A 9,983-nucleotide genomic window follows, 5' to 3' on the forward strand; every position below is an offset into this window, starting at 1 on the left:
TCTTAATCAATTGGTCGCAGGTTCGAACCCTGCACGACCCACCAACAAAATCAATCTCTTAGGCTATATTAAATATATCTTGATTATATTCTCGTGCCATATTTTTGCCATTAAGATTTAATATTCCGTCTATTTATTTCGCATGTTGAGTCAAATGAATTGGTGAAAGGTGTGCATACCTTCTCACCATTTCAATACTTTCCCATCCTCCCATTTTTATAATGCAGAAATAGGTATTCTGGATTGAATTCGCCCGTCCTCCCATGTATTTCTTAAGTTGTAACTATTTGGACTCTTTTAAATCCAGCCTCCTAAATCTTATTTGCGTCAACTACCATTTTTCTTATTTTAGGTGCTAATTTTCCTATAGCGCTCACACGGATGACAGGTGAAAAAAGAACTATCAATTGAATTTCCTAAGTCGTTCCCTCAAAACTACAGGCTTGGCAATCTAACGTGGTATAATCCTATTTTTACGGAAAAATCATGCTGACCAACTCATCCATTCGCCTTAACAAGTACATTAGCGAGAGCGGCATCTGTTCTCGTCGCGATGCTGATCGTTACATCGAACAAGGAAATGTTTTTATTAACGGCAAACGGGCCGCGGTTGGCGATCAGGTATATGTCGGGAATGTGGTGAAAGTTAACGGTCAGCTTATTGAACCACGTGACGAAAATGATTTGGTATTGATCGCGCTGAATAAACCGGTTGGTATTATAAGCACTACGGAAGAGGGTGAATCCGATAACATCGTAGATTTCGTTAACCATAGTAAACGAGTCTTTCCTATCGGGCGTTTGGATAAAGACTCGCAGGGGCTAATTCTTCTGACTAATCACGGCGATTTGGTCAACAAGATCCTGCGAGCAGGGAATGATCACGAAAAAGAGTATGTAGTGACTGTCAACAAGCCGGTGACTGACGAGTTTATTGTCGGCCTGGCGGCTGGCGTGCCGATGATGGGGACGGTGACAAAAAAATGCAAAGTGAAGAAAATCGCACCCTTTGTATTTAATATTACGTTGGTACAAGGCCTTAATCGTCAAATTCGCCGCATGTGTAAACATTTTGGCTATGAAGTCACTAAACTTGAACGCACCCGCATTATGAACGTCACCCTGAAAGGCCTGCCACAGGGTGAGTGGCGAGATTTGCTGGATGATGAGCTAATCGAATTATTTAAGCTGATTGAGAACTCGTCATCCGACGAAAAACCGGTAAAAAAAACGCAGGCGAAGCCCGTTGCAGTTAAAAAACCGAGCACTAGTGGTCCCAAAAAGGCCGAAAAATCTGACGGGATTTCTGCGTCTCGCAAGCGCTTTGCTCAGCCTGGACGTAAGAAAAAAGGGCGCTAAACTCGAGTGAGTTTGATATTTGAATTGTAATTAACGATATGATTCATAATATATTTAAATATAGACTAAACCAGAATGCAGTTAATCAGTGCATTTTTACCGTTTTGCGCGCAGACGTGTGTAGTTGTAGTGTTTATGTGAGTAACCGTATTTATCTGACAATATCAGTCACTGACATGAAGCCGATGTCACCATTACCCGGGCAATAACGAATTATTACTGGAAAATTGACACTCAGATATCTGGCCAAATGATCGCTTGTGCTGTGATGATGACCTTTTTTTCTGCATCATAAGCGATTGACGGTGAGCCATATAGCACATAGCCAATTTGTAATTGTTCCGATACTCGTTTACAAAATGATGCGTCGTCTGACCCAGTAATAAGTCTGTATGCCGGTAATCCATCCGGAGGTGTATTGTTCATTTTATTGCCCTTGGATTAAGGTTTCGAGGGAGTCTGTTTTGACATATTTTCTCTGGCGGCCTCTTTGGCCTCTTCAGCTAACTGCTCTATTTGTTTATCCGTAAGCTGCACTGACGCTTTGTGGATCTTAGCCAAACCTTCGTTGACAGTTGCCTCTTGGCTATTTTCTTCAGTCATAACAAGATTCCTATGTGGAATAATTTACCAATTTATACTATAGGCCATTTAGTCTGGATAGAGTGGTTTTTTATGCAACTTATATTTTGCAGTGATGCTGAGTGCTCTGACGATAAAGTAAACAGGAAAATTGAATCTCCTGGGAGTTAGCCTCCCTAAATTTGGATGTTTAATTTTAAGTGGTTTAATGAATCTAGTGCTTTTTTTTATTCAGGTTTCTTAGCAGATATCAAGAATATCATTGGTCGCTCTTTTTCCTCATCTAAAGCAGGGCAATCCGCAATTTGTTGCATTGTTGGCCCCCATTCCTCGACATGTGTAATAATAAACCCAGTATTGATTAATAGATTTATATAGGATCCTAATGTCCGGTGTTGTTTAACGACACCGTCGGTAAGCCAGTTTGTTATCCTCTCACCTTCAACTTGATAGTTATTTATGGGCCATGATTTTTGTCCATCGCTGGCGATTAACCAGCCAGGTTGTTTTGGCGCAGTATATATAGGATGTTCTGCGGAAAAAACAAAGTTTCCGCTTGGTACTAACGACTGATAAATTATTTTTAACAAGGTTGGTAGTGCTTTGATATAATGTAGTGCCAGTGAGCTGTAGGCTAAATGATATTCCTTTGTCGGTAAATATAGGTTTTCTAAATCTTCCTGCCGATAAATAATGGATTCGTCAGAGGTTAATTCTTTCGCTCGGCTTAACATTCTCTCCGAGATATCCAGCCCCAGAGTTTCACTTGCCCCTTGTTTGCTTGCATAGCGACAGAACCATCCATAGCCACAACCTAGATCAACCACTTTCCTACCGGTGAGGCACGGAAGCATTTTGCGAATCATCGGCCATTCAGGAGCACCATCCAGACCATGTACTGAGCGATTGAGTTTGGCATAGCCAGCAAAGAAAATTTTATTATCATAAATATTTTGTGCCATTCATTTTATCCTTTGAAACGCTTGACTGTTGTTCTAATAAAGAGCAATTCTAGTTTAACATTTCTACAATGCTATTCAATAACACGACGGGGTCGGAAGGGGAGTAAGTAGACTACTTCTCAGCTAACAGTCTTAGATGGCGGCTAGCTGCTGTGAATATTATCTTAATCAACAATAAAGAGCTTAGCGCCGGAAACTGTCGAGGAACGATGTGCTTCAGCATTATCTGCAACTTGATAACTCATACCGCTTTTTAATATAAAAATACGGCCATCATCGAGTTCTGTGCTTAATTTTCCTGACACACATAGCAGAATATGTCCCTTTAAACACCAGTGGTTAGCAATATATCCCGCGCTGTATTCAACCATTCTGATACGGATGTTACCAAAAATTTTTGTTCTCCAATAGGCTATGCCTTGCTCTCCTTGATGTTCTGTTTTTTCTATTTCGTCCCAATCAGTGATGCCAAATGGTATATCCATAATATTCATTTCAATCGCCAGGTTCTAGAGGTAAATGTCTGTATTCACATTAACGTAATATAAAAAATAAAACACGGTATATTACTTATTGATAGTTCAACTTTTGCAAAGTGGGCCATACTATGGGGTATATGGTAAATTGGAGCTATCAAGTCTATGAAGAATCCCACAATTATCCAGTTCTTCCATTGGTACTATCCTGACGGCGGTAAGTTATGGCACGAGGTTAGTGAACGCGCAGAACATCTTAGTCATATTGGCATCAACTTTGTCTGGCTGCCACCGGCCTATAAAGGGGCTTCCGGTGGTTATTCTGTAGGATATGATACCTATGACTTGTTCGATCTGGGTGAATTTGATCAAAAAGGAACGAAAGCAACTAAATACGGTGATAAAGAAGGGTTATTGAATGCTATTCATCATTTGAAAAAAAGAGATATAAAGGTTCTCTTTGATGTCGTATTCAATCATAAGATGGGTGCTGATGAAAAAGAGCAAGTGAGTGTTCGTAAAGTTAATCCTGAAAATCGTAATGAAATAGATGATGAAGTTATCGAAGCTTTAGGCTATACGCGCTTTACTTTTCCTGGACGTAAGGGGACATATTCATCTTTTATTTGGGATCATAAATGTTTTACCGGTATTGATTGTATTGAAGCACCATCAGATGAAGGGGTTTTTAAGATTTTAAATGATTATAGTCATGAAGGTTGGAATACAGAAGTTGATGACGAATTAGGGAATTTTGACTATCTGATGGGCGCTGATATTGAGTTTCGTAACACGGCAGTTTCGGGCGAGCTAAAATATTGGGCCAAATGGCTATTAGATTCTGTACCGATTGATGGTTTTCGTTTGGATGCAGTGAAACATATTCCCGCTTGGTTTTTCAAAGAGTGGGTAGATTATATACAGAGTAAGACCGATCAGAATTTACTGATTATTGCCGAGTACTGGTCACCGGATATAGGGAGATTGCAGCAATATATTGACCAAGTAGACGGCAAGCTGATGTTATTTGATGTTGCTTTGCATCACAAATTTCATGAAGCCTCGAAGCAAGGCGAGGAATATGATCTGACTCAAGTATTCAATGACACATTAGTTGAGGTGGATCCGTTTCATAGCATAACGCTAGTGGCTAATCACGATACTCAGCCATTACAAGCGTTAGAAGCACCCGTTGAACCGTGGTTTAAACCCTTAGCTTATGCATTAATTTTAATTCGGGAACAGGGGATTCCGTGCGTTTTTTATCCTGATCTTTTTGGTGCAACCTATGAAGATACAGGGGATGATGGTAATACTCATCGAATCGAAATGCCGATTATTGCCGGGCTGGAGAAGTTAATTCAAGCCAGGCAGCGCTTTGCTCATGGGGCGCAAACAGACTATTTTGATGACAAGAATTGTATTGCTTTTGTTCGTTCTGGTACGGAAGAGGAATCTGGTTGTGTCGTCATTTTTTCAAATGGTGCAGAGAATAAAAAGACAATTAATCTTGGCGAGAGGGTTAGAAATAAAGAGTTTGTGGATTATCTTAGTAATCAGCATATTATTATTACTACCGACGATAATGGTACGGCAGCATTTTCAGTGAGTGGTGGCAGTGTTAGCGTATGGGTACATAAAGAGGTCTTGTAGCCAGTTGCCAGTATCTACGGCATTAATAGCTGAAAAGGTTATCTAACAATTTAGGCGGTTGACGTGGTATTTACCATTCTTTGGTTTGCTATAGCGGGGCTAAGTGAGTATTTGGTGTGGGGATATCCTCTCTTGGCTTTATCGTTGGCGCTGTTTTTTGTGGCTCTTGGCGGCTATTGGATTTACAGAATCAGGAAAATTCAGGTAAGTGATGGACTTTCAGAGGAAATCAGAAGAAAGTCTATTAGCAATCTGAATCTTAGTTTTTCAGTAGCGATGCTGGCGATCCATGCACTGATCTTACTGCTTGTCCGTTGATTCAATATTTCTATATGTGGCGTGACTTACGGCGGCAGTACCATTGTTCTCTACTCAATATAAACATCCATCTGGTAATAAGCCAATACATAACAGAGCGATACAATGCGTTAAGTTGCTGCTCAATACTTATCCTGAACACTCATAAAAACAGGCTGCCGATGAAATATATTTCAATAAAAAATAGTGAAATTTTCATATGTGGCAGCATGAAAGTATGACATGTTGTCTCTTAGCAACTATTGACGGTAGCCATTTTTAATTTGAGCAACGGTATTGGCAAAAACTTCAGCTTGAGCAGAGTCTTCAATATCAGAGATAGAACGTTCGATATTTAAGATAACTTTCCCAGCATCGGCTTGGCCGATCGCTTTCAGCAGCAAAGTTACCGTTGCCTTCAGACATGCAACTTCGTTTGCTAAAATTTCTGGGTCAGCAGAAGTGGTGAAGTCCGGATTACTCATTTTTTCTCCTGAAGGGGTAGCTGGCCTGCGAACAAAGTGATAAGAGTAAACCCAGTATCGCAGTAAACATTCGCGGCGTTATTAAACAGTTATACGATTATATCATAGAGTGATGGATAACTTTGATACTGCGAACGCGAATCTTTAATTTTTTGTCTAAAACTCTTTACCTCATTGCCTGAGGCGGCCATTTTAGTGCATGAATCCTGACCTTTATGATGTACGTATTTTCATCAAGTTAATTTTGTTCATAAAAAACATATCGGTACTTATTGATAAACTAATTGTGTTAAAAATGACTTATTTACAAAATGAATAAATGATGAGTGGCACATATACAAAACCAAGAGTAATTCCTATTTTGATGATGTTCTATCCTTATTTGTATCAATGTGTTGTATTTTTTTTACAAAAAAATTAACTTAGTCTTGGCAAGACATTATTTCGTACAAAGATAAGTGCGTGATACCGAGAAAAATCTTAAAAATACTTTTCTTTTTTATCATGCCATTAGCTGATAAGCATGTGTTTCTATGTACATAGTAAAAATGATGATAAAAATAATATCTGTCAAACTATATAGATATGAATTTGCAATTATTCTGTATTCATTCTTTGGCTGAAAACAAGTAATATCATTGTCGTAAACAAAGCGTGATTAGGTTACTCCCTTATTTTTGGAGAATTTTCTTTGATTAGCGTTCTTCTTGTTGATGACCACGAACTGGTGCGCGCAGGGATCCGACGCATTCTTGAAGATATCAAGGGTATCAAAGTAGCGGGTGAGATGCAGTGTGGTGAAGATGCGGTAAAATGGTGTCGTAGCCATGTTGTTGATATCGTTTTGATGGATATGAATATGCCTGGTATCGGCGGGCTAGAAGCGACGCGCAAAATTTTGCGTTTCTCTCCAGATACCAAGGTTATCATGCTGACTATTCATACCGAGAATCCCTTGCCTGCAAAGGTTATGCAAGCTGGTGCAGGAGGTTATCTCAGTAAAGGTGCTGCACCTCAAGATGTGGTTGCCGCTATCCGTGCGGTTCATTCAGGGCAACGCTATATTGCTTCGGATATCGCGCAGCAGATGGCGCTTGGTCAGTTGGAACCGCCCGCCGAAACGCCTTTTAGCTGCTTGTCAGAGCGCGAGCTGCAAATTATGCTAATGATAACCAAAGGACAAAAGGTAAATGAGATATCAGAACAACTTCATTTGAGCCCGAAAACGGTTAACAGCTATCGCTACCGGATGTTTAGCAAGCTTAATATTAGTGGTGATGTTGAACTGACCCATTTGGCGATTCGTCATGGCCTGTTCAACGCGGAGACGTTATCTAATAGTGACTGATTGTTTTGATTCTAAAGAGTTTTTAAAAACTGTTACTAGCCAGCCTGGTGTTTATCGTATGTACGATAAGGCGGGAACAGTTATTTACGTCGGTAAAGCAAAAGATCTCAAAAAACGTCTGACCAGCTATTTTCGCGTGCAGGTTGCGAGCCGTAAAACAGAGACACTAGTTAAGAATATTGCTCAGATTGACGTTACAGTCACTCATACCGAAATGGAAGCATTGCTGCTTGAGCATAACTATATCAAGCTTTATCAGCCACGTTACAATGTGTTGTTACGTGATGATAAGTCCTATCCGCTTATTTTTTTAAGTGCGGATGCTCACCCACGCCTAACTATCCATCGTGGTGCAAAACATGAGAAAGGGGAGTATTTCGGCCCATTTCCTAATTCCTATGCTGTACGCGAAACCTTAGCATTATTGCAAAGGCTTTTTCCTGTCAGGCAGTGTGAAAATAGCGTTTATCGCAATCGTTCGCGGCCTTGCCTGCAATATCAGATTGGCCGTTGTTCCGGGCCATGCGTGTCGGGGTTGGTGAGCGATGAGGAGTACCAACGGCAGGTAGATTATGTTCGCCTATTCCTGTTGGGCAAAGATCAGCAAGTTTTGACGCAGCTAATTTCTCGCATGGAGGAAGCCAGCCGATTGCTTCACTTTGAAGATGCGGCGCATATTCGCGATCAGATCCAGGCAGTACGGCGGGTTACTGAGCAGCAATTTGTTTCCGGTGATAGTGAAGACCTTGACGTTATTGGTGTGGCATTTGATGCGGGTTTAGCCTGTGTTCATGTCCTGTTTATCAGACAAGGAAAGGTTTTAGGTAGTCGTAGCTATTATCCTAAAGTGCCTGCTGGTACGGAGTTAAACGAAGTCGTGCAAACATTTGTCGGGCAGTTTTACCTACAAGGAAGTCAGATACGTACGTTGCCGGGTGAAATTCTATTGGATTTCACTCTGGCAGAGAAAGAGCTGTTGGCAACCTCTCTTTCTGAGCTGGCCGGGCGGAAAATTCAGATTCAAAGTCGCCCGCGTGGTGATCGCGCTCGCTATCTCAAACTTGCGCGCACCAACGCTTCAACGGCTCTTGTAACTCGTTTATCGCAACAATCTACTATTCATCAACGCATGAAAGAACTGGCCAAAATTCTTAAGCTTGATGAAATTAATCGTATGGAATGTTTTGATATCAGCCATACAATGGGTGAGCAAACAGTTGCATCTTGTGTCGTATTTGATGCTAATGGTCCTGTACGTTCTGAATATAGGCGCTACAATATTAGTGGCATAACGCCCGGTGATGATTATGCTGCCATGTCACAGGTACTTAAACGTCGGTATGGTAAGGCATTAGATAGCAGCAAAATTCCTGATGTCATATTTATTGACGGTGGGAAGGGGCAGTTGTCCCAGGCTTTTGATGTTTTTGCTTCACTTAATGTATCGTGGGATAAGCAGAAACCCCTACTGGTTGGGGTGGCGAAAGGCAGTGATCGTAAAGCGGGACTGGAAACGTTGTTCCTGGCAGCTGAAGGGGAAGGTTTTTCATTACCTCCTGATTCACCAGCACTGCACTTGATTCAGCATATTCGTGATGATTCGCATAATCATGCAATAACCGGGCATAGACAGCGCCGTTCGAAAGTAAAAAACACCAGTGCATTAGAAATGATTGAAGGGGTTGGCCCTAAACGGCGACAAATTTTGCTGAAATATATGGGCGGACTACAACCTTTACTTAATGCGAGCGTCGAGGAAATTGCAAAAGTGCCGAGTATTTCACAAGCATTGGCAGAAAAAATCTACAATGCATTGAAACACTGAAGCTAATGTTGCACCATACTCATAATATCCACACCAGCCAGATAGTTATCGTAGCATTATGCAATTGAATATACCGACTTGGCTTACCTTGTTCCGTGTTGTACTCATCCCATTCTTCGTTCTGGCATTTTATCTGCCGTTCGTTTGGGCTCCGATGGTTTGTGCCATCATATTCGTGTTTGCAGCAGCAACTGATTGGTTTGATGGCTTTTTAGCTCGTCGCTGGAAGCAAACAACCCGTTTCGGGGCTTTTCTTGACCCTGTTGCGGATAAAGTTATGGTGGCCATTGCGTTAGTATTGGTCGCCGAGCATTACCATGTCTGGTGGATTACATTACCGGCAGCCACGATGATCGCCCGTGAGATTATCATTTCATCACTCCGGGAGTGGATGGCTGAAATCGGAAAACGCAGTAGTGTTGCGGTTTCATGGATCGGTAAAGTAAAAACGACAGCTCAGATGGGGTCTTTGGTTGGGTTACTCTGGCGTCCAGACCATAACATTGAGCTTGCCAGTTTTGTTCTGCTTTACATCGCAGCAGTGCTAACATTCTGGTCAATGTTTCAATATTTGAACGCGGCCTGGAGTGATTTGCTCGAACCTTGATCGAAGCGACGTAAAAAGCAGCAAACGAACGAATAAGTCAGATAATTTTATTGACTCATTGCGTCAGGTAAGTAGAATGCAACGCATCAGACGGCAGCAACGAAATGTCGAAAGATAACAAAAGAATCAGTAAGTTCTGATGTTGCGGGAATAGCTCAGTTGGTAGAGCACGACCTTGCCAAGGTCGGGGTCGCGAGTTCGAGTCTCGTTTCCCGCTCCAAATTAGTAGGTTGGCAATTAGCGGACCTCAGCTGTAAAGGCAAAGAAGAATAAGGCGCGTTGGCAGAGTGGCCATGCTACGGATTGCAAATCCGTCTACCTCGGTTCGACTCCGGGACGCGCCTCCAGTTTTCCAGAGCCCGGGTGGTGAAATCGGTAGACACAAGGGA

11 protein-coding genes, 2 tRNA genes and 1 pseudogene are annotated in these 9,983 nt (G+C 41.6%); 8 read left to right on the forward strand and 6 right to left on the reverse strand.

Annotated features, from left to right (window positions below; genetic code table 11):
* Window positions 1-133: 133 nt before the first annotated feature.
* A pseudogene (locus YALDO0001_RS22065) lies at window positions 134-282 on the reverse strand (integrase); the annotation flags it as partial.
* 204 nt (window positions 283-486) lie between these two features.
* On the opposite strand from YALDO0001_RS22065, the gene rluF reads away from it, so the two are divergent.
* Window positions 487-1,359 (forward strand): 23S rRNA pseudouridine(2604) synthase RluF, encoded by an 873-nt coding sequence (gene rluF, locus YALDO0001_RS18430; protein WP_004705465.1) that lies wholly within the window; start codon window positions 487-489, stop codon window positions 1,357-1,359.
* 234 nt (window positions 1,360-1,593) lie between these two features.
* Here the strand turns inward: rluF and YALDO0001_RS21115 are convergent, their stop codons facing one another.
* The 4 genes from YALDO0001_RS21115 to YALDO0001_RS18445 form a co-directional block, all read right to left on the reverse strand.
* Window positions 1,594-1,785: a DUF1737 domain-containing protein gene (locus tag YALDO0001_RS21115; protein WP_042545677.1), complete on the reverse strand. Its 192-nt coding sequence runs from the start codon at window positions 1,783-1,785 to the stop codon at window positions 1,594-1,596.
* A gap of 15 nt (window positions 1,786-1,800) precedes the next feature.
* On the reverse strand, window positions 1,801-1,962 hold the full coding sequence (locus tag YALDO0001_RS21535; RefSeq protein WP_004705466.1) for a hypothetical protein: 162 nt from the start codon (window positions 1,960-1,962) through the stop codon (window positions 1,801-1,803).
* A 206-nt stretch (window positions 1,963-2,168) separates the two neighbouring features.
* On the reverse strand, window positions 2,169-2,903 hold the full coding sequence (locus tag YALDO0001_RS18440) for a class I SAM-dependent methyltransferase (protein ID WP_004705467.1): 735 nt from the start codon (window positions 2,901-2,903) through the stop codon (window positions 2,169-2,171).
* A 164-nt stretch (window positions 2,904-3,067) separates the two neighbouring features.
* A complete protein-coding gene (locus YALDO0001_RS18445) occupies window positions 3,068-3,397 on the reverse strand; it encodes a DHCW motif cupin fold protein (RefSeq protein WP_004705468.1) in 330 nt (109 codons plus the stop codon).
* Between the two features lie 147 nt (window positions 3,398-3,544).
* Here YALDO0001_RS18445 and amyA point away from each other — a divergent pair, with 147 nt between their 5' ends.
* Together amyA and YALDO0001_RS18455 are read left to right on the forward strand one after the other, a co-directional pair.
* Window positions 3,545-5,032, forward strand: a complete 1,488-nt coding sequence (gene amyA, locus YALDO0001_RS18450) for an alpha-amylase (RefSeq protein WP_004705469.1) — start codon at window positions 3,545-3,547, stop codon at window positions 5,030-5,032.
* 63 nt (window positions 5,033-5,095) lie between these two features.
* Window positions 5,096-5,350 carry a hypothetical protein gene (locus YALDO0001_RS18455; protein WP_004705470.1) on the forward strand — a complete coding sequence of 85 codons (255 nt, stop codon included), beginning with the start codon at window positions 5,096-5,098 and terminating at the stop codon, window positions 5,348-5,350.
* A 239-nt stretch (window positions 5,351-5,589) separates the two neighbouring features.
* On the opposite strand, the gene YALDO0001_RS18460 is transcribed toward YALDO0001_RS18455, so the two are convergent.
* The gene (locus tag YALDO0001_RS18460) at window positions 5,590-5,814 is read right to left on the reverse strand and encodes a DUF2594 family protein (protein ID WP_004705471.1); all 225 of its coding nucleotides are present in this window, start codon (window positions 5,812-5,814) and stop codon (window positions 5,590-5,592) included.
* Between the two features lie 691 nt (window positions 5,815-6,505).
* Here YALDO0001_RS18460 and uvrY point away from each other — a divergent pair.
* The 5 genes from uvrY (at window position 6,506) to YALDO0001_RS18485 (ending at window position 9,941) form a co-directional block, all read left to right on the forward strand.
* Entirely contained in the window at window positions 6,506-7,162 is a 657-nt protein-coding gene (gene uvrY, locus YALDO0001_RS18465; RefSeq protein WP_042545682.1) for a UvrY/SirA/GacA family response regulator transcription factor, read from the forward strand.
* On the forward strand, window positions 7,155-8,987 hold the full coding sequence (uvrC, locus tag YALDO0001_RS18470; protein ID WP_042840532.1) for an excinuclease ABC subunit UvrC: 1,833 nt from the start codon (window positions 7,155-7,157) through the stop codon (window positions 8,985-8,987). The genes uvrY and uvrC overlap by 8 nt, the downstream gene beginning before the upstream one ends.
* A gap of 58 nt (window positions 8,988-9,045) precedes the next feature.
* Window positions 9,046-9,594, forward strand: a complete 549-nt coding sequence (gene pgsA / locus YALDO0001_RS18475; protein WP_042840534.1) for a CDP-diacylglycerol--glycerol-3-phosphate 3-phosphatidyltransferase — start codon at window positions 9,046-9,048, stop codon at window positions 9,592-9,594.
* Window positions 9,595-9,738: 144 nt separating this feature from the next.
* Window positions 9,739-9,814, forward strand: a tRNA-Gly gene (locus tag YALDO0001_RS18480).
* Between the two features lie 53 nt (window positions 9,815-9,867).
* Window positions 9,868-9,941 (forward strand) — tRNA-Cys (locus YALDO0001_RS18485).
* Window positions 9,942-9,983: the final 42 nt, after the last annotated feature.

It is taken from the genome of Yersinia aldovae ATCC 35236, assembly GCF_000173735.1.
GTDB lineage: Bacteria > Pseudomonadota > Gammaproteobacteria > Enterobacterales > Enterobacteriaceae > Yersinia > Yersinia aldovae.

What these genes read in the sequence shown, in the direction of transcription:
- rluF (WP_004705465.1), top strand. Translation starts at nt 487, where the DNA reads ATGCTGACCAACTCATCCATTCGCCTTAACAAGTACATTAGCGAGAGC.
- YALDO0001_RS21115 (WP_042545677.1), bottom strand. Translation starts at nt 1,785, where the DNA reads ATGAACAATACACCTCCGGATGGATTACCGGCATACAGACTTATTACT.
- YALDO0001_RS21535 (WP_004705466.1), bottom strand. Translation starts at nt 1,962, where the DNA reads ATGACTGAAGAAAATAGCCAAGAGGCAACTGTCAACGAAGGTTTGGCT.
- YALDO0001_RS18440 (WP_004705467.1), bottom strand. Translation starts at nt 2,903, where the DNA reads ATGGCACAAAATATTTATGATAATAAAATTTTCTTTGCTGGCTATGCC.
- YALDO0001_RS18445 (WP_004705468.1), bottom strand. Translation starts at nt 3,397, where the DNA reads ATGAATATTATGGATATACCATTTGGCATCACTGATTGGGACGAAATA.
- amyA (WP_004705469.1), top strand. Translation starts at nt 3,545, where the DNA reads ATGAAGAATCCCACAATTATCCAGTTCTTCCATTGGTACTATCCTGAC.
- YALDO0001_RS18460 (WP_004705471.1), bottom strand. Translation starts at nt 5,814, where the DNA reads ATGAGTAATCCGGACTTCACCACTTCTGCTGACCCAGAAATTTTAGCA.
- pgsA (WP_042840534.1), top strand. Translation starts at nt 9,046, where the DNA reads ATGCAATTGAATATACCGACTTGGCTTACCTTGTTCCGTGTTGTACTC.